Raw genomic sequence first — 25,078 nt, 5'->3', positions numbered from 1 at the left:
ATGGCACGCTTTTTCATCGATCGACCCATCTTTGCATGGGTCATCGCCATCATCATCATGCTCGCCGGCGGCCTGGCCCTGTTCAAGCTGCCGGTCTCGATGTACCCCAACGTCGCGCCGCCGGCGGTGGAAATCAGCGCAACTTACCCGGGTGCATCGGCCAAGGTGGTCGAGGACTCGGTGACGCAGATCATCGAGCAGAACATGAAGGGCCTTGATGGCCTGATCTACTTCTCCTCCAACAGCTCGTCCAACGGCCAGGCCACCATTACCCTGACCTTCGAGAGCGGCACCAACCCGGACATCGCCCAGGTGCAGGTGCAGAACAAGTTGCAGCTGGCCATGCCGCTGCTGCCGCAGGAAGTGCAGCGGCAGGGCATCAACGTGGCCAAGTCCAGCTCGGGCTTCCTGAACGTCATCGCGTTCGTGTCCGAGAACGGCAGCATGGACGCCAACGACATCGCCGACTATGTCGGTTCGAATGTCGTTGATCGCCTGAGCCGCGTGCCGGGCGTGGGCAACATCCAGGTGTTCGGCGGCAAGTACGCGATGCGCATCTGGCTGGACCCGAACAAGCTGCACACCTACGGCCTGTCGGTTGCCGAAGTGACCGCGGCGGTGAAGGCACAGAATGCCCAGGTGGCCATCGGCCAGCTCGGCGGTGCGCCGTCGGTGAAGGGCCAGCAGCTCAACGCCACCATCAACGCGCAGTCGCGCCTGCAGACCCCGGAGCAGTTCCGCAACATCATCGTGCGCGGCGCGCAGGACGGTGCCGAACTGCGCCTCGGCGATGTCGCCCGCGTCGAACTGGGTGCCGAGTCCTACGACTTCGTCACCCGCTACAACGGCCAGCCGGCCAGCGGCCTGGCGGTCACCCTGGCCACCGGCGCCAACGCGCTGGATACCGCCGCCGGCGTGGATGCGGCGCTGGAAGACATGAAGGGCTTCTTCCCGGCCGGGCTGAAGGCCGAGATCCCGTACGACACCACCCCGTTCGTGCGCGTGTCGATCAAGGGCGTGGTGCAGACCCTGATCGAAGCGATCGTGCTGGTGTTCGTGGTGATGTACCTGTTCCTGCAGAACTTCCGCGCCACCCTGATCCCGACCATCGCCGTGCCGGTGGTGCTGCTGGGTACCTTCGGCGTGCTGGCGATGCTGGGCTTCTCGGTGAACATGCTGACCATGTTCGCGATGGTGCTGGCGATCGGCCTGCTGGTGGACGATGCCATCGTGGTGGTGGAGAACGTCGAACGCATCATGTCCGAGGAAGGGCTGTCTCCGCTCGAGGCTACCCGCAAGTCGATGGGCCAGATCACTGGCGCGCTGGTGGGCATCGGCCTGGTGCTGTCGGCGGTGTTCGTGCCGATGGCCTTCATGAGCGGTTCCACCGGCGTGATCTACCGCCAGTTCTCGGCCACGATCGTCTCGGCGATGGCATTGTCGGTGCTGGTCGCGATCGTGCTGACCCCGGCGCTGTGCGCGACCATGCTCAAGCCGCTGAAGAAGGGCGAGCACCATGTTGCCCATCGCGGCCTGGCCGGTCGTTTCTTCAACGGCTTCAACCGCGGTTTCGACCGCACCAGCGAAAGCTACCAGCGTGGCGTGCGCGGCATCATCCATCGTCCGTGGCGCTTCATGGGCATCGTTGCGGCGCTGTTCGTGCTGATGGGCGTGCTGTTCGTGCGCCTGCCAAGCTCGTTCCTGCCCAACGAAGACCAGGGCGTGCTGATGGCGCTGGTGCAGGCGCCGGTGGGTGCCACCCAGGAACGCACGCTGGAATCGATCGCGGCGCTGGAAAACCACTTCCTGCAGAACGAAAAGGATGCGGTGGACTCGGTGTTCTCGGTGCAGGGCTTCAGCTTCGCCGGCATGGGCCAGAACGCGGGCATGGCGTTCGTCAAGCTGAAGGACTGGAGCGAGCGTGACGCCAACAATGGCGTGATGCCGATCACCGGTCGCGCAATGGCGGCACTGGGCCAGATCAAGGATGCCTTCATCTTCGCCTTCCCGCCGCCGGCCATTCCGGAACTGGGTACCGCTTCGGGTTACACCTTCTTCCTGAAGGACAACAGCGGCCAGGGCCACGAGGCACTGGTGGCCGCACGCAACCAGCTGCTGGGCCTCGCTGCGGGCAGCAAGAAGCTGGCCAACGTGCGCCCGAACGGCCAGGAGGACACGCCGCAGTTCCGCATCGACATCGACGCGGCCAAGGCGACCTCGCTGGGGCTGTCGATCGACCAGATCAACGGCACCCTGGCTGCCGCATGGGGCAGCTCGTACATCGATGACTTCGTCGATCGCGGCCGCGTCAAGCGCGTGTTCGTGCAGGCCGACCAGCCGTTCCGCATGGTCCCGGAGGACTTCGACCTCTGGTCCGTGAAGAACGACAAGGGTGAGATGGTGCCGTTCAGTGCGTTCGCCACCAAGCACTGGGATTACGGTTCGCCGCGCCTGGAGCGCTACAACGGTGTGTCGGCGATGGAAATCCAGGGCGAACCGGCCCCGGGTGTCGCCTCCGGTGATGCCATGGCCGAGATCGAGCAGCTGGCCAAGCAGCTGCCGGCGGGCTTCGGCATCGAGTGGACGGCGATGTCCTACCAGGAGCGTCAGGCCGGCTCGCAGACGCCGCTGCTGTACACGCTGTCGCTGATGATCGTGTTCCTGTGCCTGGCCGCGATGTATGAGAGCTGGAGCGTGCCGACGGCGGTGCTGCTGGCGGCCCCGCTGGGTATTCTCGGCGCGGTGCTGGCCAACACCTTCAAGGGCCTGGAACGCGACATCTACTTCCAAGTGGCGATGCTGACCACGGTGGGCCTGACCAGCAAGAACGCGATCCTGATCGTGGAGTTCGCCAAGGAGAACCTGGAGAAGGGCGCAGGCCTGATCGAGTCGATCATGCACGCGGTGCGCGACCGCTTGCGCCCGATCGTGATGACGTCGCTGGCCTTCGGCATGGGCGTGGTACCGCTGGCGATCTCCACCGGTGCCGGCTCAGGCGCCAAGCAGGCGATCGGCACCGGCGTGCTCGGCGGCATGATCGTCGGCACGGTACTGGGCGTGTTCTTCGTGCCGCTGTTCTTCGTGGTGGTGCAGCGCGTGTTCAAGCGCAAATCCACGACGTGATGAAATCCGGTAGCGCCGGGCCGTGCCCGGCGGATGCCTCACCGCGTAGCCGCCGGGCATGGCCCGGCGCTACCACCGTGACCCCCAAGGTGTCGCCATGAAATTCTCTTCTCTTGCTGTATCCCTGGCCGCCGCGCTTGCGCTGGCCGGTTGCTCCACCCTGGCGCCTAAAAACACCGCCGTTGCACCTGCCATCCCAGCGCAGTGGCCGGCCGAAGCTGCACAGGGCCAGGTGGCCGATGTCGCCGCCGTCGGCTGGCGGGACTTCTTCACCGATCCACGCCTGCAGCAGGTTATCGAGCAGTCGCTGCAGAACAACCGCGACCTGCGCGTGGCCGTGCTCAATGTTGAACGCGCGCGCGGCCAGTACCGCGTGCAGCGCGCCGATCGCGTGCCCGGCGTGGCCGTCACCGGCCAGATGGAGCGTCGCGGTACCGATGCCGGCGTCACGGAGCAGTTCACTGCCGGCGTCGGCGTGGCCGAGTTCGAGCTGGACCTGTTCGGCCGCGTGCGCAACCTCAGCGAAGCGGCACTGCAACAGTACTTCGCCGTGGCCGCCAACCGCCGCAACGCGCAGCTGAGCCTGGTGGCCGAGACCGCCACCGCGTGGCTGACCTACGGGGCCGACGCGCAGCGGCTGAAGATCGCCGAAGCGACGCTGAAGACCTACGAGGATTCGCTGCGTCTGGCCGAAGCCCGCCATGAACGTGGCGGTAGTTCGGCGCTGGAACTGACCCAGACCCGTACGCTGGTGGAAACCGCGCGCACGGATGCCGCACGTCTGCGCGGCCAGCTGGCCCAGGACCGCAACGCGCTGGCGCTGCTGGCCGGAGGCCAGCTGGATCCGGCGCTGCTGCCGGACAGCATCGAACCGCAGCTGCTGGCGTTGGCCCCGCCGCCGGCCGACCTGCCCAGCGACGTGCTGCTGCAGCGCCCGGACATCATGGCTGCAGAACACCAGCTGCTGGCCGCCAACGCCAACATCGGTGCGGCACGTGCAGCGTTCTTCCCGAGCATCTCGCTGACCGGCAGCATCGGCAGTGGCTCGAATGAACTGTCCAACCTGTTCGACAGCGGCACCCGCGTGTGGAGCTTCCTGCCGAAGATCACCCTGCCGATCTTCCAGGGTGGCAAGCTGCGCGCGAACCTTTCCATCGCCAATGCGGATCGCGATATCGCGCTGGCGCAGTACGAGAAGTCGATCCAGGTGGGTTTCCGCGAAACCGCGGACGCACTCGCGCTGAATGTCAGCCTGGATGAGCAGGTGAGCGCGCAGCAGCGCCTGGTGGAAGCCGCCGAACAGGCCAATCGCCTGTCGCAGGCACGCTACGACGCCGGCCTGGACAGCTTCGTCACCCTGCTCGATGCACGGCGCACCGCCTATACCGCGCAGCAGACCCGCCTGCAGGCCGAACTGGCCCAGCAGTCCAACCGCATCACCCTGTACAAGGTACTGGGCGGCGGCTGGCACGAGCGCAGCTGAGGTAGAGCCGGCCAACGGCCGGCTCTACCTGGGTGATCGACGGCAATGCCGGCCACTGGCCGGCATTGTCCGTTTCGAGGGGATCTCATCCCCTGTCGATCACGTTCCAGCAGGAAAGCTTTCCTGCGGCTGAAGGCCTGGCTTGCTTTCAGGGCTAGATACAACTTTCCTCATACCTATTGCAGCTGTCTCGCCGTCTCATCGCGTGGCGGAACGCTGCATCGATCGCCACGGGAGGCGACGGGGGCTCCGCACCTGACGCGTGGAGCGATGTGCTTGTCCCATTCCCTGTTGTGCAGTTCCCGCCGCTGGCTGATTTTCGTCAGCAGCATCCTGCTGGTTGCCTGCCAGCCTTCCGCGATGGGCCACGATCCCGGACCGATGGCAGTGCAGATGGTCACGCTGAAGCCCGAGACCGTGGGCCTGACCCGCGAACTGCCGGGCCGTACCAATGCCTTCCTGGTCGCCGAAGTGCGCCCGCAGGTGAACGGCATCGTCGCCAAGCGCCTGTTCACCGAGGGCGGCATGGTCAAGGCCGGCGAGCCGCTGTACCAGATCGAGGACGCCAGCTACCGCGCCCAGGCCAACAGCGCCCGCGCCCAGCTGGCCCGTGCCGAAGCCACCGCCAACGCTGCCCGCCTCAGCGCCAAGCGCATCACCGAGCTGGCCAAGGTCGACGCGGTCAGCCAGCAGGATCTGGAAAACGCCGTGGCTGCGCAGAAGCAGGCCGAGGCTGATGTCGGTGCCGCCAAGGCGTCGCTGGATGCGGCCAACGTCACCCTGGGCTATGCCCGCATCGTCGCGCCGATCAGCGGTCGCATCGGCAAGTCCAGCGTCACCCAGGGTGCGCTGGTCAGCGCCGGCCAGGCCAATGCACTGGCCACCGTGCAGCAGCTGGACCCGATCTACGTCGACCTGACCCAGTCCTCGGCCGAGCTGCTGCAGCTGCGCCGCGAACTGGCCGCCGGCCGCCTGCAGGACAATCAGTCGCTGCCGGTCAGCATCCTGATGGAAGACGGCAGCACCTTCGAGCACAAGGGCACGCTGGAGTTCTCCGAAGTCAGCGTCGATCCGGCTACCGGCAGCTTCGGCCTGCGCGTGAAGGTGGACAACCCGGACGGCCTGCTGATGCCGGGCACCTATGTGCGCGCAGTGATCGGCGGCGGCGTGCGCAGCGATGCAGTGCTGGTGCCGATGCAGGGCATCGCCCGCGATCCGAAGGGCGACACCACCGCGATGGTGGTCGGCAAGGACAACAAGGTTGAGGTGCGCCCGGTCAAGGTCAGCCGCACGGTCGGTGACAAGTGGCTGGTCGAGGACGGTCTGAAGGCCGGCGACAAGGTCATCGTCGAAGGCCTGCAGAAGATCGGCCCCGGCATGCCGGTCAAAGCCACCGAGAAGGGCGCTGCGCCGGCCAAGCCGGCGGCGGCCGCCCAGCCTGCGGCCCCGGCCGGCGGCGCGAAGTAAGCGGAGAACCCCATGGCACGCTTTTTCATCGATCGACCCATCTTTGCATGGGTCATCGCCATCATCATCATGCTCGCCGGCGGCCTGGCCCTGTTCAAGCTGCCGGTGGAGATGTACCCCGACGTTGCGCCTCCCACGATTACGTTGACCGCCATCCATCCCGGGGCTTCCGCGCGCACCATCGAGGAAACGGTGACCCAGATCATCGAGACGAAGCTGGTTGGCATTGATGGCCTGCAGTACTTCACCTCGCAGAGCTACTCCTATGCGGGCTACTCCAACGTCACTCTCGTGTTCCACACAGGCACGGACTTGGATGCGGCCCTGGTGCAGGTCCAGAACCGCGTACAGCAGGCCATGCCGGCATTGCCCGAACAGGTCCGCATGCGCGGGGTGAGCGCCGCCAAGGCCAGCAGTGGCTTCCTGCAGATCGTGGCATTCGTATCAACCGATGGTGCCCTGGATGCCGCCGATGTCGCCGATTTCGTCGGATCATCGGTGGTGGACACGCTGAACCGCGTACCTGGGGTGGGACATGTGCGCGAATTCGCCGGCAAGTACGCTCTGCGCATCTGGTTGGATCCAGCGAAACTGCAGGCGTATGCCGTCAGTGCCGAAGATATCGCCCAGGCCGTGCGTGGCCGGACCCTCCAGCCTGCGTTTGGCGAGCTTGGAGGGGGGCCGGCTGTGGATGGACAACCGATCTCGGCCTATATCGAAGGTGAGCCTTCGGCACGCACGGCAGAGGACGTGGGCGGCATTGTCATCCGTGCGAGCACCGATGGCAGCGAACTGCGTCTGCGCGATGTGGCACGGGTGGAACTGGGAGCTGAAAGCTATGAGTTCAGCAATCGCCTGAATGGTCGGCCTGCCGCTGGCGTCGGCATCACGCTCGCGCCGGGCGCCAATGCGCTGCAGACCCGTGCAGCGGTGGATCAAGCGCTGGAAGGCCTGTCTGCGTCCTTGCCTGCAGGCGTGGAGGTGGTAGTACCGTATGACGCCACACCGTTCGTACGCATGTCGATCAAGGGCGTGGTGCAGACCCTGATCGAAGCGATCGTGCTGGTGTTCGTGGTGATGTACCTGTTCCTGCAGAACTTCCGCGCCACCCTGATCCCGGCCATCGCCGTGCCGGTGGTGCTGCTGGGTACCTTCGGCGTGCTGGCCATGCTGGGCTTCTCGGTGAACATGCTGACCATGTTCGCGATGGTGCTGGCGATCGGCCTGCTGGTGGACGATGCCATCGTGGTGGTGGAGAACGTCGAACGCATCATGTCCGAGGAAGGGCTGTCTCCGCTCGAGGCTACCCGCAAGTCGATGGGCCAGATCACTGGCGCGCTGGTGGGCATCGGCCTGGTGCTGTCGGCGGTGTTCGTGCCGATGGCCTTCATGAGCGGTTCCACCGGCATGATCTACCGCCAGTTCTCGGCCACGATCGTCTCGGCGATGGCATTGTCGGTGCTGGTCGCGATCGTGCTGACCCCGGCGCTGTGCGCGACCATGCTCAAGCCGCTGAAGAAGGGCGAGCACCATGTTGCCCATCGCGGCCTGGCCGGTCGCTTCTTCAACGGCTTCAACCGCGGTTTCGACCGCACCAGCGAAAGCTACCAGCGTGGCGTGCGCGGCATCATCCACCGTCCGTGGCGCTTCATGGGCATGGTTGCGGCGCTGTTCGTGCTGATGGGCGTGCTGTTCGTGCGCCTGCCCAGCGCATTCCTGCCCAATGAAGATCAAGGAACGCTGGTAGTGCTGGTGAACGGAGTGGCGGGATCGACACTGCAACAGACCACGCATGCATTGCAGGCGGTCGAGCACTACTTCCTGGAGAGCGATCCCATGGCCGAGGCGATGTTCACGGTCGCCGGCTACAGCTACTCGGGGATGGGCCAGAATGCGGGCCTTGCCTTCATCCGGCTGAAGGACTGGGCGCGACGCGGCTCAGCCGACAATGCTGAAGCCATCGCACTGCGCGCAACCCGGGCCCTGGCAACGCAGGGAATGGCCGATTTCCACGTGCTGGCGCCGCCCCCGATTCCCGCGCTGGGCAATGCATCCGGGTTCGGCTTCTTCCTCAAGGATGATGCCGGGCAGGGACATTCGCACCTGGCCCAGGCGCGCGATACGCTTCTTGCCGCTGCGTCACAGAGCCCATTGCTTCAGCAGATGCGCGCCAACGGCATGGAGGATGTGGCTGCTCTGCAGGTGCGCATCGATGATGCGAAGGCCAGGGCGCATGGCCTCACCGCCGAGCGGATCGGGAACGAACTGGGGGCTGGTTGGGGCGGCCGCTATGTCGCCGACTTCCTGGACAGGGGGCGGGTCAAGCGGATCATCATGCAGGCCGATGCGTCCAGCCGCGGGCTTCCGCAGGATTTCAGCCAGTGGGCGGTCCGCAATGACCAGGCCCGCATGGTGCCCTTCGATACGCTGGGCAGTACCCACTGGATCCAGTCGTCACCGCGCTTGGAGCGCTTCAACGGCACGGCGGCCATGGAAATCCATGGCCAGCCTGCGCCCGGTACGTCGTCAGGCGAAGCGATGAGGGAGATCGAGCGTCTCGTCGCACTGCTTCACCCGGGCTTCAGCATTGAATGGACGGGTGCGGCCAGCCAAGAGCGGGATTCCCGCTCCCAGTTGCCGCTGCTCTACGTTCTTTCATTGTTGATGGTGTTTCTCTGCCTGGCGGCCATGTATGAGAGCTGGATCGTACCGGTTGCAGTGCTGCTGGCGGCTCCGTTGGGCATCCTTGGTGCGGTGCTGGCCAATACCGTCAATGGCCTGGAACGCGACATCTACTTCCAGGTGGCGATGCTGACCACGGTGGGCCTGACCAGCAAGAACGCGATCCTGATCATCGAGTTTGCCAAGGAGCACATGGAGCACGGGGCAGGCCTGATCAACGCGATCATGCACGCCGTGCGCGACCGCTTGCGCCCGATCGTCATGACCTCGCTGGCTTTTGGCATGGGAGTGATTCCGCTGGCCGTGTCCTCGGGGGCGGGTTCAGGCGCCAAGCAGGCCATTGGTATCGGGGTGCTCGGCGGAATGGTCGCGGGCACAAGCCTGGGCCTGCTCTTCGTACCGCTCTTCTTCGTGGTAGTGCAGCGCGCGTTCAAGCGTGGATAGATGGCCTGATCGGGAATTACCATGCCATGCAGCGTCGCGCTACACCGCTTCATCATCGCGCGGAGCCGCGCGGCAGGCACGCACGCGCAGCAGCGCGTCACCGGCCTCGCGGGCCATGCGCTCGTATTCGGCGCGGATCTCCTCCAGCCGCTCCTCGTCCAGTTCTTCCAGATCCAACAGTTCGTTGTTGGCCTCGGCCGTCGCCCGGATCAGCTCGTCCAGCTTGATCTGCATCGCGGCCGTATCTGCGTTCTGCGTGTGCTGGATCAGGAACACCATCAGGAAGGTGATGATGGTGGTGCCGGTGTTGATCACCAGCTGCCAGGTGTCGTTGAAACCGAACACCGGGCCACTGATGCCCCAGATCACCACGATCGCTACTGCAGCCAGGAAGGTCCACGGCGAGCCGGTGGCGGCCGCGGCCTTCTTGGCGATCGTATTGAACAGATTTCGTACTTTCATCGTCGTCGTCCCACTCAGGTGACGAGGATGATCGGCAGTGGCCCGTGCAGGCGCCGTGCAGCGGCGGTCAGGCGCGCATGCGCTGCAGCCGCGGTGCCTGCAGGCTGCGCACGGGACTGCTCTGGTAGACGTGCTGCCAGCAACGGTCGACGAACTCGCGGGCCTGGGCTTCACTCAGTCGCGGCATGATCTGCAGGGCGTACTGGGTCTGGAACATCTCGTCACGTTCGGCCTCGCTGGCGCGCGGCTGGGTGATCAGCGAATCGCAGGCAAACTTGATCCACGGCACGTACGAGCCGAACGAGTTGTGCGGCAGTGCGCCTTCGGCATGTTGGCGGCGCCAGTGGTCAAGCTCGGCGTCTACGTTGATGACCGGAGGAATGGTGGGGACTTCAGCGTGCATGACAATCCAGTTCGGTTGAGTGGAAAGGGAGTGGGGGTTCATCGGAGTGTGGCGTATATGGCGGTGCATGCCGCGTCAGCGCGATGTGGAGCTGGCGTTGGCATGTCCGATCAACTGCGCATGCTCGACGGCACCGAGATCTTCGGCCAGGGTGGCCATCGCGTTGCACAGGCGCTGGTGGTCGTGCGGATGGCGACGGACCAGCTCCAGTTGCATGCGCTGGTAAGCGGTCCAGAACAGGGCGCCGCGCCGGTGCAGTGCATATTGCCGCTGCAGGCGTTCGCGGATCGGGTCGAGGATCGAGTCTGGTGCAGGTCGTACGGCGTGCGCGCACATGGCTGGCTCCGCCGGGGAAAGAAAGTCCCGGTAACCCCCACCCTAGGCGCGGCAGCCGGGCAGGGTGTTATCGCAGCGTGTGCGCGTTGCGCAGCTGACTGTGCACGGGTTCACGGCAATGGCCGCAAACGCTGCCGGCACTAGGGCGTGCCGGCACTGAAGCGTTCATTAAACGGATTCAACAGGCCACTGCGTGGTGATCATTCACCGATGTCTTCATTCCAGATCTCCGGGTGCTGCGCAATGAAGCCGCCCAGCAGGTCCACGCATTCCTGGCTGTCCAGGTCGATCACGTTGACGCCGTTTTCCCGCAACCAGTCGATGCCGCCCTGGAAGGTGCGCGATTCGCCCACCACCACGGTGCCGATGTTGAACTGGCGCACCAGGCCCGAGCAGTACCAGCACGGTGCCAGGGTGGTGACCATGATGGTGTCCTGGTAACGGCGCTGGCGGCCGGCCTTGCGAAACGCGTCGGTCTCGCCGTGCACGGACGGGTCGCCTTCCTGCACGCGGCGGTTGTGGCCGCAGCCGAGCAGGCGGCCGTCGTTGTGGTACAGCGCCGCGCCGATCGGCACGCCGCCCTCGGCCAGGCCCTGGCGGGCTTCGGCAATGGCGGTCTTCAGCAGGGCCTGGTAGTCGGGCGTGGTGATCATGCGGGGCTCCGGTAAGTCGTGGCACGCCATGATACGGGCAGGGGGTGCCGCTGGCCCCCGGCGGTGCGATAATCGGGGCCATGAGCGAATCCCCCTACAAAGCCGGTACCACCCATTTCGGGTTCCGCGACGTCGCCGCCAAGGACAAGCAGAAGCTGGTCGGCCAGGTGTTCACCTCGGTCGCGCGCAACTACGACCTGATGAACGACCTGATGAGCCTGGGCGTGCACCGGGCGTGGAAGCGTTACTACGTGGCCACCGCGCAGGTGAAGCCGGGTGACCGCGTGCTCGACCTGGCCGGCGGCACCGGTGACATCGCCGCCCTGCTGAAGGAGCGCGTTGGCGCCGAGGGCTCGGTGGTGCTGGGCGACATCAACGCCGGCATGCTGTCGGTCGGCCGTGACCGCCTGACCAACCGTGGCCTGGTGCTCGGCCTGGACTACGTGCAGTGCAACGCTGAAGCCCTGCCGTTCCCGGACAACAGCTTCGACCTGGTGACGATCGCCTTCGGCCTGCGCAACGTGACCGACAAGGACGCCGGCCTGCGCGAGATGTACCGCGTACTGAAGGTGGGCGGCCAGGCCCGCGTGCTGGAGTTCTCCGAAGTCACCGCTGACTGGTTCAAGCCGATCTACGACTTCCACTCGTTCAGGATCCTGCCGAAGCTGGGCAAGCTGTTCGCCAACGATTCGGACAGCTACCAGTACCTGGCCGAGAGCATCCGCAAGCACCCGCCGCAGGAAGAGCTGAAGGCGATGATGGGGCAGGCCGGTTTCGAGCGCTGCCACTACAAGAACCTGACCGGCGGCATCGTCTCGATCCACTCCGGCTACAAGCTGTAAGCCCTGGACGGGGGAAACCCCGGTATCTGCTCTGGTAGGTGCCAACCTTGGTTGGCACAGCTGCTGCCGGCATCTGCTCTGGTGGGTGCCGACCTTGGTCGGCACAGAAGCTGCCGCGAGCGTTGATGGATCCGTGCCAACCAAGGTTGGCACCCATCAAGGCGCGGCGCCTGCGCTCCCGCCGCCATTACCCCGCACCGCGCAACGCCTGCGGGGCCGGAGGGAGGTACCATTGGGGTTTGATCCCCGTAACGGTCCCGATTCATGCGTAATCCGCTGATGCTCCTTCCGCTGGCCGTGGCCCTGGCCGCCGGCTGCTCCCAGGAGGCGGCCGCGCCCGCCGCCGCACCGACTGCCGAAAAGGCCCCCGCCGCCCCCGTGAACGCCGAGAACCGCAGCCACGACGAAAGCTCGTACGCCGAGCCGGACAAGGTCGCCATCAAGGACATCGCGCTGGATCTGAAGCTGGACTTCGACCAGAAGCAGATCGGCGGCACCGCCACCTACACCCTGGAATGGAAGCAGAAGGACGCCAAGCAGCTGGTGCTCGACACCCGCGAGCTGACCGTGTCCAAGGTCGAGGCCGTTGCCGCCGATGGCGCGCGCAGCCCGCTGAAGTTCGAGCTGGCCGCCGCTGACAAGGTGTTCGGCAGCAAGCTGACCATCGAAGCGCCGGAACAGCCGGCCAAGATCGAAGTGACCTACCACACCGCCCCGACCGCCTCAGGCCTGCAGTGGCTGGCACCGTCGATGACCGAGGGCAAGAAGCTGCCCTTCATGTTCAGCCAGTCGCAGGCCATCCACGCCCGTTCGTGGGTGCCGCTGCAGGACACCCCGAGCGTGCGTTTCACCTACAGTGCGCACGTGGTCTCGCGCCCGGACGTGATGGTGCTGATGAGCGCCGACAACGATCCGAAGGCCGCGCGTGACGGTGATTACACCTTCAAGATGCCGCAGCCGATCCCGTCTTACCTGCTGGCCATCGCCGCCGGTGACCTGGTGTTCGAGCCGATCTCCGGCCGCTCCGGCGTCTGGGCCGAGCCGACCATGGTCAACAAGGCCGCCAAGGAATTCGAAGACACCGAAAAGATGATCGGCGCCGCCGAGAAGCTGTACGGCGAGTACCGCTGGGGCCGCTACGACATGCTGGTGCTGCCGCCGTCGTTCCCGTTCGGCGGCATGGAAAACCCGCGCCTGACCTTCGCCACCCCGACCGTGATCGTCGGCGACAAGTCGCTGGTCTCGCTGGTCGCCCACGAACTGGCGCACAGCTGGTCGGGCAACCTGGTGACCAACGCCAGCTGGAAGGATATCTGGCTCAATGAAGGCTTCACCACCTACGTCCAGGGCCGCATCACCGAAGCCCTGTACGGCAAGGAGATGGCCGAGATGGAAAAGCAGATCGACCAGACCGACCTGCTGGCCGAAGTGAAGGACATGAGCCCGGCCGACCAGGCGCTGGCGCTGCCGCCGCTGAACGAGCGTGACCCCGACGAAGCCCTCAGCCAGGTCGCCTACGTCAAGGGTTCGTGGTTCCTGGAGTTCCTGGAACAGCGCTTCGGCCGGGAGACCTTCGACCCGTTCCTGCGCGGCTGGTTCGATGACCATGCCTTCCAGAGCGCGAACACCGACCAGTTCGTCGACTACATGAAGAAGAACCTGCTGCCGAAGAATCCGTCGGCAGTGACCGAGGCCGAGCTGAAGGCGTGGCTGGACGAGCCGGGCATTCCGGCCTTCGCCACCAAGGCGCAGTCGCGCAACTTCAGCAGCGTCGACACCGCGCGCATCGCGTTTGCCAGCGCCGGCACCGTGCCGAGCAGCCAGGTCATCGCCGACTGGAGCACGCAGGAATGGGTGCGTTTCATCGACGGCCTGGGCGCCACCCAGCCGCTGGACAAGCTGGCCACGCTGGACAAGGCCTTCCACTTCACCGGCACCCCGAATGGCGAGATCGCCATGCGCTGGTACCCGCTGGCGATCCGCAGCGGCTACGAGCAGGCCAATGAAGGCGCGGCTGCATTCATCGAGCGCGTCGGCCGTCGCAAGCTGATCATGCCGATCTACGCCGAACTGGTGAAGACCCCGAAGGGTCTGGAGCTGGCCAAGCAGGCCTTCGAAAAGGCCAAGCCGGGCTACCACCCGATCACCACGGCCTCGGTGCAGGACATGCTGGCCAAGGCTGAAGCCAAGTAAGAAAAAGCGCCGGGCATCCCCCGGCGCTTTTTTTTGTAGAGTCGAGCCATGCTCGACTGCTGTTGGACGGCCAGTCGAGCATGGCTCGACTCTACAGAATCGCGAAAACACGAAGGACCTCCGCCATGAAACGACTGATCCTGCTCACCGCCTGTGCCCTGGCCCTGGCTGCCTGCAGCAATCCCGAAGAAGAGCGCAAGGCGCAGGAAGCCGCCGCGGCGGCCGTGCAGGCGCAGAAGGAGGCCAAGGCCGAGGACGTGGCCAAGCAGTACGACATGGCCGTGGCCGCGCAGGACTGGGAGCGCGCGCGCCTGCATGGCGCCTCGCTGCTGGACCAGTACAAGGACACCGCCGCCGCCGAGCGCATCGCCGCCGGTTTCGATGACGTAAAGGCCAAGGGTGACGCTGCGCGCGACCTGCGCCGCATGCAGGGGCTGTGGCAGTACAACCAGATTCCGGTCGCCAGCAAGGGCAACCAGGTCTCGGCGTCGATCTACAGCAAGGAACGGGTGGATGTGGACGGCAGTGGTGCCAAGCCGGTGCAGCTGGTGTTCCGCGATCACCCGGAGTGGAAGCGGCATGCTTACCTGGTGCTGCAGGCCGGTGACTTCCGCTGCCCGCAATGCACGGTGAAAGTGACCGTGGACGACGGCAAGCCGGTGTCGATGGCGGCATGGCGCCCGAAGACCGATGAAGCCATCGCGATGTTCATCACCGACCAGAAGGCGCTCTGGAAGCTGGCGCGCAAGGGCAAGTCGATCAGCATCGAGTTCCCGGTCAAGGCTGGCGGCACGCGTACGGCCGTGTTCGAGACCGGGGGCGTCGACGCCAGCCGCATGCCGCAGTGGTGGCAGTGATGGCGGTGGCGGGCAGTGCCGTGCAGGCGTTGTCCGCGATCCGGCACTGGGTGTTTGACATGGATGGCACGCTGACCGTGGCTGTGCATGACTTCGCGGCGATCCGCCGTACGCTGCAGATCGCCGCGGAGGAAGACATCCTCGACCATATCGCGGCGTTGCCGGATGCATCGGCGCAGGCCAAGCGTGAGTGGTTGCTGGATCACGAGCGCGCGCTGGCCGAGGACGCGCTGCCGGCGCCGGGTGCGGTGAAGCTGCTGCGTACGCTGGCAGCTGCGGGCTGCCGGCTGGGCATCCTGACCCGCAACGACCACGCGCTGGCGAAGCTGACGCTGGAGGCGATCGGGGTCGGTGAGCTGTTCGACGATGCCGACATCATCGGCCGCGATGAAGCGGTGCCCAAGCCCTCACCGGAGGGCCTGCAGCAGCACTTGCAGCGTTGGGGCATCGGGCCCGCCGAGGCGGTGATGGTCGGTGACCACGCCTACGACCTGGAGTGTGGCCGCGCGGCCGGCACGCATACCGTGCTGGTCAACCTGCCGGAGAACCCGTGGCCGGGCCGCGCCGATTGGCATTTCGCCGATTGCCGCGCCTTGCTGGCTGCCTGGCAGGGCGCCTGATGATGTAGAGCCGAGCCCACGCTCGGCTGCTGTCCGGTCAGATCGCGCTGGCGCGCGCAAGCCGAGCATGGCTCGGCTCTACAGGAATCAAACAGCGTGTCGACCAAGGTCGACACCTGCCAACAGCATTCCCAGCAGCGCGTCGGGTGGAAAGCCCCCTTGTTGTTCAAGGGGGCGCGCCGAAGGCGCGGGGATAAGGTGGAATGCGCGGGCAGTTCGGTTACGCGCTCAGCGCGTAACCGAACTGCTGCTTGAACTGCTCGTTGAACTCATCAAAGGTAAAGCGCTGGTTCTGGGTGCCCGGGTGCTCGACCTTCAGTGCGCCCATCAGGTTGCCCATGCGGCCGATGGTCAGCCAGTCGTAGCCCTTCTGGATGCCGTAGATCAGGCCGGCGCGGAAGGCGTCGCCACAGCCGGTCGGGTCGACCACGCGGCGCTCGTGTGCCGGCGGGATGTCGTAGCTCTTTTCCGGGGTGTGGATGACCGCGCCCTTCGGGCCACGGGTGGTGATGTAGGCCTTCACCCGGCTGACGATTTCCTGTTCGTCCCAGCCGGTGCGCTCCTGCAGCAGGTTCGACTCGTAGTCGTTGACCACCACATAGTCGGCCTGCTCGATGAAGGCGCGAAGTTCCGGGCCGTTGAACAGCGGCATGGCCTGGCCCGGATCGAAGATGAACGGAATGCCGTCTTCGTGGAATTCCTGCGCGTTCTGGATCATGCCCTCGCGGCCGTCAGGGCCGACCAGGCCCAGGGTCACGCCCGGCACGCCACGCACGTGGTTCTCGTAGGAACGCATCATCGCGCCCGGGTGGAAGGCGGTGATCTGGTTGTTGTCGTGGTCGGTGGTGATGAACGCCTGCGGGGTGAACAGCTCGTCGATCACGCGCACGCGCGACAGGTCGATGCCCAGGCCTTCGAAGTATTCGCGGTACGGGCCGAAGTCCGAACCCACGGTGCCCATCGGGATCGGCTGGCCGCCCAGCAGGTGCAGGTTGTAGGCGATGTTGCCGGCGCAGCCGCCGAACTCGCGGCGCATGCGCGGGACCAGGAACGACACGTTCAGGATGTGCACCTTGTCCGGCAGGATGTGATTCTTGAACTGGTCCGGGAACACCATGATGGTGTCGAAGGCAAGAGAACCACAGATCAGAGCGGACATCGATGTAAGCCTATGCGGTGAATTTTGGGATGGGCCGGCCCGGTTCGGCGGGCAAGCAAACGGCGCCCTTGGGCGCCCGACGGCGCAAAGGTTACCCGCTGGTGCCGCTCAGGGCCAGAACCGGGTGATGCCCGATCAGGCCGAAAGCCTGTGAAGACGCGGGTTCAGCTAGTTTTTTCCTTGCTCGGCGGCAGGCGGGTTGCTAGGCTTGTCGGCCTCGATTTCTGCCCATTTTTTCGCCATCCCGCGGCGGGCACGACACCCCTCAGGACTCCTTCCTCAGATGTTCAAGAAACTCCGTGGCATGTTCTCCAACGACCTGTCCATCGACCTGGGCACGGCCAACACCCTCATCTACGTGCGCGGGCAGGGGATCGTGCTGAACGAGCCGTCGGTCGTGGCCGTGCGCCAGGACCGTGCCATCGGTGGCACCCGCTCGGTGGCAGCCGTTGGCGCCGAGGCCAAGCAGATGCTCGGCCGTACCCCGGGCCACATCACCACCATCCGCCCGATGAAGGACGGCGTCATCGCCGACTTCACCTACACAGAGGCGATGCTCAAGCACTTCATCAAGAAGGTGCACAAGTCGCGCGTGCTGCGCCCGAGCCCGCGCGTGCTGGTGTGCGTGCCGGCAGGTTCGACCCAGGTCGAGCGCCGCGCGATCAAGGAATCGGCCGAGGAAGCCGGTGCCCGTGACGTGTACCTGATCGAAGAGCCGATGGCTGCCGCGATCGGCGCCGGCATGCCGGTCACCGAAGCCCGTGGCTCGATGGTCATCGACATCGGTGGCGGCACCACCGAAGTGGCGGTGATCTCGCTCAACGGCATCGTCTATTCGGCCTCGGTCCGCATCGGCGGCGACCGCTTCGACGAATCCATCACCAACTACGTGCGCCGCAACCACGGCATGCTGATCGGTGAAGCCACCGCCGAGCGCATCAAGGTCGAGCTGGGCTGTGCCTACCCGCAGGCCGAGGTGCAGGAGCTGGAGATCTCCGGCCGCAACCTCGCCGAGGGCGTGCCGAAGATGATCAAGATCAGCTCCAACGAGGTGCTCGAAGCCCTGCACGAACCGCTGTCGGGCATCGTCAGCGCGGTCAAGCTGGCGCTGGAGCAGACCCCGCCGGAACTGTGTGCCGACGTTGCCGAGCGCGGCATCGTGCTGACCGGTGGCGGCGCCCTGCTGCGCGACCTGGACCGCCTGATCTCCGAGGAAACCGGCCTGCACGTGCAGGTGGCCGACGATCCGCTGACCTGCGTGGCCCGCGGTGGTGGTCGTGCGCTGGAGCTGGTGGACATGCACGGCAACGAGTTCTTTGCGCCGGAATAAGCCGTCCAGGCCGTTCCTGCCCGCCGCGCCCTTCCGGGGTGCGGCCCGCCGCGATGGCGGGCCGGCACCGGCGGGGCGTCCGCGTGTTTCCCTTCCGCCTTCTGCCAGTTGAATCGTTGCCGTGCCGCCCTACGCCGGTCCTCCCGTTGCCTCCCGATCCGGTGATGCCGCCAGCCCCCTGCGGTTGCTGGCCTACCTCGCATTGGCCATCACCCTGATCGTCCTTGACGACCAGGCCGGCTGGCTGGCGCGCCTGCGCGAGCAGGCCAACAGCCTGGTGCAGCCTGTGTGGGCGCTGGCCGGCCTGCCCGGCAAGCTCGGCAACCAGGTCAAGGATTCCGCGGCCAGCCATACCCAGCTGGTCACCGAGAACCGTGAGCTGCGCAACCAGCTGCTGCTGGCCAACGCGCGCCTGACCCGTCTGCAGACCGCTGCGCTGGACAACGCCCAGCTGCGCGAACTGCTGAACGTGGCCGAGCGCAGTGGCCTGGACGTGCAGCTGGCGCCGATCCTGGATATCGACCTGGATCCGGTGAAGCAGCGCCTGGTGCTCGACGCCGGCAGCCGGGAAGGCGTGCATGTCGGCCAGGCGGTGATCGACGCGGGCGGCTTGATGGGGCAGGTGATCAGCGTCACCGGCGGTACCTCCACCGTGCTGCTGCTCACCGACCCCGACCACGCGGTGCCGGTCACCGTGGCCCGCAACGGCGTACGCCTGATCGTCTACGGGCGCGGCGACACGCTGGAGCTGCGCGACATCCCGCTCAGCGCCGGCGTGGAAGTGGGTGATGAGATTGTCACCTCCGGCCTCGGTGGCCGCTTCCCGGCCGGCTTCCCGGTCGGCACCATCACCGGCCTGCGCCCGGATGACACCCATGCCTTTCTGGTCGGTGAACTGAAGCCTGCCGCCCAGCTCGACCGCGGCCGCGATGTGCTGCTGCTGCGCCCGGGTGCAGCGATCCGCATTCCGCCGGAGTTGCGCCTGCAGCTGGAAGAGACCGCCCCGGGTGGCCCGGCTACCGGCGTCACCGCGCCGGCTCCGACGACGCCGGCTCCGGCCAGCGCTCCGGTAGTGCCGGCCGCTGGCCAGCAACAGCCCTCGTCGCAGACGAGGACGGTTGCCCCCGCATCCTCCCTTACCCCCGCGCCTTCGGCGCGCCCCCCTCAACAAGAGGGGGGCTCTGCCCCAGCCGGATCCACGGTAGTGCCGGCCGCTGGCCGGCAACCGACCACGCCGGAGACCCAGCGATGAGCCGCCTGCGCGACAACCCGTGGGTGCTGCCGGCCAGCGTGGTGGTGGCCCTGCTGCTGGGCCTGCTGCCGCTGCCGGCGCTGCTGCAGCCGCTGCGCCCGTATTGGCTGGCGCTGGTGCTGGCGTACTGGGTGATCGAGACGCCCGAGCGCGTCGGCCTGGGCATCGCCTTCGCCAGCGGCGTGGTGGCCGACCTGCTGTACGGCGGCGTGCTCGGTGAACAGGCACTGCGGCTGGTGATGCTGGCCTTCATCCTGCAGCGTTTCCGCGCCCGCATCCGCTTCTTCCCGATGTCGCAGCAGATGCTGGCCATCGGTGGCCTGCTGTTCAACGATCGCATCGTCAGCGCGCTGGTCCACATCCTGGTGGGCGAGCCGACCCTGCCGTGGTCGTACTGGTGGGCCCCGCTGCTGGGCATGGGCCTGTGGCCGCTGGTGTTCGTGCTGCTGGACGCGGTGCGCTTCGGCAAGCGCGGGCGCTGAGCCATGATCCCGCGCCGCCAGGTCAAGAATCCGCACGCCGAAGCCGAACAGTTCCGCCGCCGTGCGGCGCTGGGTTTCCTGGGCGTGCTGGTGTGCCTGCTGGGCCTGGGGGGCTGGTACTTCAAGCTGCAGGTGTTGGACCACGACGTCTACGCCACGCGCTCTGAGGCCAACCGCATCAAGCCGCGGCCGGTAGTGCCCGGGCGCGGCATGATCTACGACCGCAACGGTCGCCTGCTGGCCGAGAACGTGCCAGCGTTCCGCCTGGACGTGACCCCGGACAAGGTCAAGGACATGGACGCCACCCTGCAAGGGTTGGCGAAGATCATCAACATCAGCCCGGAAGAGCTGGAAGCGTTCAACAAGTCGCGCAAGGCGCGCCGCAAGTTCCTGCCGGTCACGCTGAAGCTGCGCATGAGCGACGAGGAGATGGCGCGCTTCGCCGTCGACCGCTGGCGCTTCCCCGGCGTCGAGCTGGAGCCTTACCTGACCCGGCGCTACCCGTACGGCGACCTGTTCGCGCACATCATCGGCTACGTCGGCCGTGTCGACGACAAGGATCTGGAGATCCTCGGCGAGGGCAATGCCGCGCTGACCCACATCGGCAAGTCCGGCCTGGAGCGCTATTACGAGCAGCAGCTGCGCGGCAAGGTCGGCTACGAGCAGGTCGAGACCAACGTGCAGGGCCGTGCGATCCGCACCATCGGCCGGGTGGCCGCGCAGTCCGGCGCCGACCTTCGGCTGTCGATCGACGCCGACCTGCAGCGCGCCATGGTGGCCGCGTTCGGTGACCAGGAAGGCTCGGCGGTGGCGATGGACCCGCGTACCGGCGAGGTGCTGGCGATGGTCAGCCTGCCGTCCTACGACCCCAACCTGTTCGTCAACGGCATTTCCCATGCCGACTTCAAGGCGCTGAACGAGAACCCGTCGCGGCCGCAGTTCAACCGCCTGGTGCTCGGTGGCGTTGCCCCCGGTTCCACGCTGAAGCCGCTGATCGGCCTGGCCGGCCTGGACTCGGGCGTGCGCCGCCCGGAAGACAAGGTGCTGTCCACCGGCATGTTCTACCTGCCCGGCACCAGCCGTGGCTGGGGTGATGCGCATCGTGGCGGCCACGGCTGGACCGACCTGCGCAAGTCCATCGCCGAGTCGGTCAACACCTACTACTACAAGCTGGCGCTGGACCTGGGCATCGAGCGCTTCGACCATTACATGGAGTACTACGGCTTCGGCCAGCCGACCGGCATCGACCTCACCGGCGAGATCGGTGGCATCCTGCCGTCGCCGGCCTACAAGCGGAAGAGCCGCAAGGAAGCCTGGTACCCCGGTGATACGGTCAACATCAGCATCGGCCAGGGCGACTGGAAGGTCACCCCGCTGCAGCTGGCGCGCGGGGTCAGCGGCCTGGCCGACGGCCAGCTGCGCACCCCGCACCTGGTGATCCAGCAACGCGACGGTTTCGACAGCGACTGGACGGCGACGCCGCCCGGCGCGAGCAAGCCGGTCAGCCCCAACCCCAGCAACGTGCAGGCGGTGCGCGAGGGCATGATGGCGACCATGCGGCCCGGCGGCAGCGGCTGGCGCGTGGCGGTCGGTGCGCCGTACGTGATGGCTGGCAAGACTGGTACCGCGCAGGTCATCAGCCGCAAGGGCACCGCCGCGGTGAACCCGAAGAGCCTGCCGATGCACCTGCGCCACCGCGCGCTGTTCGTCGGCTTCGCGCCGGTCGAAAACCCGGTGATCGCGATCGCGGTGGCAGTGGAAGGTGGCGGTTACGGCGGTTCGGCCGCTGCGCCTATCGCACGCAAGGTGTTCGACGCCTACCTGCTGGGCAAGATGCCCGAAGGCATGCAGCCGCTGGACAGCGAGCGTGGCACCACCGCCATCGGCGCCACCGCGTTCGACAACGAAGACGCCGGCGCACGCAAGGCCGGTGATCTGGCGGCCGCGCAGCTGGGCGAACACCCGGTGCAGGTGGGGGCACCCACGCCCGAACCGGCCCCTGCGCCGCAGCCCGGTACGCCGGCCGCGGCTGCACTGCCAGCCACGCCACGCGCGACAGTTGCGGAGCCCGCACGATGAAAGTGTTCCTGCGCTGGGCCGGCGACATGCTGCGCCGCTTCTTCAGCACGCTGGACTGGGTGCTGTGCCTGGCCCTGGGCGCGCTGATGGTGATTGGCCTGGCCACGTTGAAGAGTGCCGGTGGCGACGGCCTGGTGATGGCCCAGGGCGCGCGTTTCGCGGTGGGCATGGCCGCGCTGTGGGGTATCTCGCGGGTGCCGATCCTGCGCATCCGCTCGGCCACGCCGATGATCTATGCGATCTCGATGATTCCGCTGCTGGCGGTATTCGTGCTCGGCACCGGCAAGTACGGCCGGCAGTGGCTGGACCTGAAGTTCTTCTACCTGCAGCCGGCCGAGCTGCTGAAGGTCAGCCTGCCGATGATGGTGGCCTGGTACCTGCACAAGATGCCGCTGCCGCCGCGCTTCAACACCGTGCTGGTGGCCTTGATCATCATCGGGGTGCCGACCGGCCTGGTGATGCTGCAGCCGGACTTCGGTACCGGCGTGCTGATCGCCGCCAGCGGCGTGTTCGTGCTGCTGCTGGCGGGCCTGCCGTGGTGGTGGGTCGGCCTGGGCGTGGGCGGCGTGGCCGCGGTTGCGCCGGTGGCCTGGTTCTGGCTGCTGCGGCCATACCAGAAGGACCGCATCATGATGTTCCTGGACCCGGAGATGGATGCACTGGGGGCCGGCTGGAACATCATCCAGTCGAAGATCGCGATTGGCTCCGGCGGCTTCGATGGCAAAGGCTGGGGCGAAGGCTCGCAGTCGCACCTGAACTTCATTCCCGAGCAGACCACTGACTTCGCGTTCTCGGTGCTGAGCGAGGAATTTGGCTGGATGGGTGTGGCCCTGGTGCTGACCCTGTACCTGGTGGTGATCGGGCGTTGCCTGTGGATCGCCAGCCAGTCGCGCGATTCGTATTCGCGCCTGCTGGCCGGTGCCACCGGCCTGGCGTTCTTCGTCTACGTACTGGTGAACGGCGGGATGATTTCCGGCTTGTTGCCGGTGGTGGGCGTGCCGATGCCGCTGATCAGCTACGGCGGCACTTCGGCCGTATCGCTGCTGGCCGGCTTCGGACTGGTGATGGCGGTGCGCAGCCACAACCCGGTGCACGGCGGCTACGGCTAGCCGCCGCGCTTCCTGCTCCTGCTCTTTGTAGAGCCGAGCCATGCTCGGCTGCCCTCCGTGCAATGCGCACGGGTCCCGAGCCGCGAATGACTCGGCGCTACATAAGCACGGATCGGCCATGACAGCTTCACGCAAGCACGCATTGCTACCGTGCCCGCGTGGAATGGAAACGACTGCTTGGCGGCTGCCGTGAGGCAGTGCGCACGATTGATCTGCCGTTGCTCGTCGCGCTGTTGATCCTGATGGCGGCTGGCCTGGCGGTGCTGCAAAGCGTGTCCGGCCCGGTGGCCGGGCAGGCGGCGCGTTTTGCCGGTGGCCTGGCCGCGATGTGGCTGCTGTCGCGCGTTTCGCTGCTGCGACTGCGCGCGTGGACCCCTGCGATCTACGCGCTGTCGATGCTGCCGCTGATGGCGGTGTATGTGATCGGTACCGGCAAGTACGGGCAACGCTGGCTCAATCTCGGCGTGTTCTACCTGCAGCCGTCCGAGCTGCTCAAGCTCAGCCTGCCGCTGATGATGGCCTGGTACCTGCACCGGCAGCCGTTGCCGCCCTCGCCACGCACGGTGCTGACGGCCGCAGTGTTGATCGGCGTACCCGCCGTGTTGATCCTGATGCAGCCCAACCTCGGTACCGCCACGCTGGTCACCGCCAGCGGCGTGTTCGCACTGCTGTTGGCCGGGTTGCACTGGGGCTGGGTGGCGACCGGTGCGACGGGTCTGGCGGTGGCTGCGCCGCTGGCCTGGTTCGGCCTGTTGCGGCAGTACCAGAAGGATCGCGTACTGACCTTCCTCGACCCTGCGGCGGATCCGCTCGGCACCGGTTGGAACATCCTGCAGTCGCGCATCGCGATCGGCTCCGGTGGTTGGGACGGCCGCGGCTGGGGGCAGGGCACGCAGGCCACGCTGGATTTCCTGCCCGAGTACACCACGGACTTTGCGTTCTCGGTGCTGGCCGAAGAGTTCGGCTGGATCGGCGTGGCCACCGTGTTCGCGCTGTACCTGTTCGTGGTCGGCCGCTGCCTGTGGATCGCGGTGCACGCCCGCGACACGCACGCACGGTTGCTGGCCGGCAGCCTGGGCTTGGCGTTCTTCGTGTACGTACTGGTGAACGGCGGGATGATCTCCGGCCTGCTGCCGGTGGTGGGCATTCCGATGCCGTTGATCAGTTATGGCGGTACCTCGGCGGTGTCGCTGCTGGCGGGTATCGGGCTGGTGATGGCGGTGCGCGGGCACCGGCCCGTGCACGGGGGATAGGGTTTCCAGCCAACGGCGCAGCCCCTCGTGGGTGGTGTCTGGGGGGTCTCGGAAAGCAGAAGCCGCGGGTGGGCCGGTCGGGTTGGGTACGCGGGGGACGCCGTGAATCCGTCCCTGGAGGCTTGGCAGCCGCATCCATGCGGCTGACACCCCCGCGTACCCAACCCGACCGGCCTCAGACAGATTTTGGCGGTCTGCCACCCACGGAGAAGAAAGAGAAAATCAACAGCCGATCGCAGCGCTGCGCTTGCTCGTGTAGAGCCGAGCCCACGCTCGGCTCCTTTCCGCCGGGTCCGCGAAGCCGAGCATGGGCTCGGCTCTACAAATAGCGGCCTGCCAGGCTGCTTTTGCTTTTGATCTTCTCTTCTTTTCCGTGGGTGGACGCGCACGGGAGCCTGTCCGTGGCCGGGTAGATGGGCTGCGCAGGGGCGTGAGCCGCATGGGCCCTAGGCATGCCTCGGGCGGGTTGGGCAGGACGCCCAACCCGGGTCTTGCCGTGTGCGCAGGACAGCGCACACGAGCAAGCGGCGACCGAGCTTACATGGACGTACTTGCAGCGCCCCCTGCGCAGCCCATCTACCCGGCCCCTTGGATGAAACCTTCCTGACTCTGCGCAACGCCTGTTGTGGAAGCGTTCTCACAACAACGCGCGGACGCCCGCCCACCGACCAAAGTCCAGAAAAATTGTTAAGGAGTTCACACTTTTACGCCGCGTTGATCCTGATCAATGGACTTGTCGTAATCGGCCTGCACAATGGCGGCCCGTTCGGCACGGCGCGCCGTCAATCGTTGCAGCGCGAGGGGGGCGTCGGGCGGGAGCAGTACTGATCCAACGGATACAAGGAGCGC

19 protein-coding genes are annotated in these 25,078 nt (G+C 66.4%); 14 read left to right on the top strand and 5 right to left on the bottom strand.

All coding sequences use genetic code 11. The features are described from left to right. The 4 genes from smeE to AASM09_RS19160 all read left to right on the top strand — a co-directional run bounded on the left by smeE (nt 1) and on the right by AASM09_RS19160 (nt 9,199). On the top strand, nt 1–3,123 hold the full coding sequence (gene smeE, locus AASM09_RS19175) for a multidrug efflux RND transporter permease subunit SmeE (protein WP_100443693.1): 3,123 nt from the start codon (nt 1–3) through the stop codon (nt 3,121–3,123). A gap of 97 nt (nt 3,124–3,220) precedes the next feature. Then, complete coding sequence (smeF, locus tag AASM09_RS19170) at nt 3,221–4,606, top strand: multidrug efflux RND transporter outer membrane subunit SmeF (protein WP_049431838.1); 1,386 nt, start codon at nt 3,221–3,223, stop codon at nt 4,604–4,606. Between the two features lie 315 nt (nt 4,607–4,921). Next, nucleotides 4,922–6,073 (top strand): multidrug efflux RND transporter periplasmic adaptor subunit SmeD, encoded by a 1,152-nt coding sequence (gene smeD, locus AASM09_RS19165; RefSeq protein ID WP_049431844.1) that lies wholly within the window; start codon nt 4,922–4,924, stop codon nt 6,071–6,073. 12 nt (nt 6,074–6,085) lie between these two features. Beyond that, complete coding sequence (locus AASM09_RS19160) at nt 6,086–9,199, top strand: efflux RND transporter permease subunit (protein WP_100443685.1); 3,114 nt, start codon at nt 6,086–6,088, stop codon at nt 9,197–9,199. A 39-nt stretch (nt 9,200–9,238) separates the two neighbouring features. Here AASM09_RS19160 and AASM09_RS19155 read toward each other — a convergent pair whose 3' ends face one another. The 4 genes from AASM09_RS19155 to AASM09_RS19140 all read right to left on the bottom strand — a co-directional run bounded on the left by AASM09_RS19155 (nt 9,239) and on the right by AASM09_RS19140 (nt 11,053). After that, the gene (locus AASM09_RS19155; protein ID WP_049431804.1) at nt 9,239–9,661 is read right to left on the bottom strand and encodes a low affinity iron permease family protein; all 423 of its coding nucleotides are present in this window, start codon (nt 9,659–9,661) and stop codon (nt 9,239–9,241) included. A 67-nt stretch (nt 9,662–9,728) separates the two neighbouring features. Continuing rightward, nucleotides 9,729–10,064, bottom strand: a complete 336-nt coding sequence (locus tag AASM09_RS19150) for a hypothetical protein (RefSeq protein WP_005411085.1) — start codon at nt 10,062–10,064, stop codon at nt 9,729–9,731. A gap of 75 nt (nt 10,065–10,139) precedes the next feature. Beyond that, nucleotides 10,140–10,400 carry a hypothetical protein gene (locus tag AASM09_RS19145; RefSeq protein WP_049431806.1) on the bottom strand — a complete coding sequence of 87 codons (261 nt, stop codon included), beginning with the start codon at nt 10,398–10,400 and terminating at the stop codon, nt 10,140–10,142. A gap of 200 nt (nt 10,401–10,600) precedes the next feature. Next, on the bottom strand, nt 10,601–11,053 hold the full coding sequence (locus AASM09_RS19140; RefSeq protein ID WP_049431809.1) for a nucleoside deaminase: 453 nt from the start codon (nt 11,051–11,053) through the stop codon (nt 10,601–10,603). A gap of 80 nt (nt 11,054–11,133) precedes the next feature. On the opposite strand from AASM09_RS19140, the gene ubiE reads away from it, so the two are divergent. The 4 genes from ubiE to AASM09_RS19120 all read left to right on the top strand — a co-directional run bounded on the left by ubiE (nt 11,134) and on the right by AASM09_RS19120 (nt 15,565). Next, entirely contained in the window at nt 11,134–11,895 is a 762-nt protein-coding gene (gene ubiE, locus AASM09_RS19135) for a bifunctional demethylmenaquinone methyltransferase/2-methoxy-6-polyprenyl-1,4-benzoquinol methylase UbiE (RefSeq protein ID WP_008267586.1), read from the top strand. Between the two features lie 264 nt (nt 11,896–12,159). Next, complete coding sequence (locus tag AASM09_RS19130) at nt 12,160–14,088, top strand: M1 family metallopeptidase (protein ID WP_049431813.1); 1,929 nt, start codon at nt 12,160–12,162, stop codon at nt 14,086–14,088. A 125-nt stretch (nt 14,089–14,213) separates the two neighbouring features. Continuing rightward, a complete protein-coding gene (locus AASM09_RS19125; RefSeq protein WP_049431815.1) occupies nt 14,214–14,945 on the top strand; it encodes a hypothetical protein in 732 nt (243 codons plus the stop codon). Continuing rightward, nucleotides 14,945–15,565 carry an HAD family hydrolase gene (locus AASM09_RS19120; RefSeq protein WP_049431834.1) on the top strand — a complete coding sequence of 207 codons (621 nt, stop codon included), beginning with the start codon at nt 14,945–14,947 and terminating at the stop codon, nt 15,563–15,565. Before AASM09_RS19125 ends, AASM09_RS19120 begins: the two co-directional genes overlap by 1 nt. A gap of 220 nt (nt 15,566–15,785) precedes the next feature. Here the strand turns inward: AASM09_RS19120 and AASM09_RS19115 are convergent, their stop codons facing one another. After that, nucleotides 15,786–16,724 (bottom strand): carbohydrate kinase family protein, encoded by a 939-nt coding sequence (locus AASM09_RS19115; protein WP_049431820.1) that lies wholly within the window; start codon nt 16,722–16,724, stop codon nt 15,786–15,788. A 283-nt stretch (nt 16,725–17,007) separates the two neighbouring features. On the opposite strand from AASM09_RS19115, the gene AASM09_RS19110 reads away from it, so the two are divergent. The 6 genes from AASM09_RS19110 to rodA (AASM09_RS19085) all read left to right on the top strand — a co-directional run bounded on the left by AASM09_RS19110 (nt 17,008) and on the right by rodA (AASM09_RS19085) (nt 24,229). Continuing rightward, on the top strand, nt 17,008–18,054 hold the full coding sequence (locus AASM09_RS19110; protein WP_005411077.1) for a rod shape-determining protein: 1,047 nt from the start codon (nt 17,008–17,010) through the stop codon (nt 18,052–18,054). A gap of 121 nt (nt 18,055–18,175) precedes the next feature. Beyond that, nucleotides 18,176–19,306, top strand: coding sequence for a rod shape-determining protein MreC (gene mreC / locus AASM09_RS19105; protein ID WP_049431821.1), 1,131 nt, complete (start codon nt 18,176–18,178; stop codon nt 19,304–19,306). Then, a complete protein-coding gene (gene mreD, locus AASM09_RS19100; RefSeq protein ID WP_049431823.1) occupies nt 19,303–19,788 on the top strand; it encodes a rod shape-determining protein MreD in 486 nt (161 codons plus the stop codon). The genes mreC and mreD overlap by 4 nt, the downstream gene beginning before the upstream one ends. 3 nt (nt 19,789–19,791) lie before the next feature. After that, complete coding sequence (gene mrdA / locus AASM09_RS19095; RefSeq protein WP_049431827.1) at nt 19,792–21,867, top strand: penicillin-binding protein 2; 2,076 nt, start codon at nt 19,792–19,794, stop codon at nt 21,865–21,867. After that, nucleotides 21,864–22,976 carry a rod shape-determining protein RodA gene (gene rodA / locus AASM09_RS19090; protein ID WP_005411073.1) on the top strand — a complete coding sequence of 371 codons (1,113 nt, stop codon included), beginning with the start codon at nt 21,864–21,866 and terminating at the stop codon, nt 22,974–22,976. Before mrdA ends, rodA (AASM09_RS19090) begins: the two co-directional genes overlap by 4 nt. Nucleotides 22,977–23,134: 158 nt before the next feature. Continuing rightward, on the top strand, nt 23,135–24,229 hold the full coding sequence (gene rodA / locus AASM09_RS19085) for a rod shape-determining protein RodA (RefSeq protein WP_049431831.1): 1,095 nt from the start codon (nt 23,135–23,137) through the stop codon (nt 24,227–24,229). Nucleotides 24,230–25,078: the final 849 nt, after the last annotated feature.

Origin of the sequence: Stenotrophomonas maltophilia (assembly GCF_039555535.1) — a bacterium.
Classification (GTDB): Bacteria; Pseudomonadota; Gammaproteobacteria; order Xanthomonadales; family Xanthomonadaceae; genus Stenotrophomonas; species Stenotrophomonas maltophilia_Q.
This window is presented reverse-complemented; position numbering and strand designations above follow the sequence as displayed.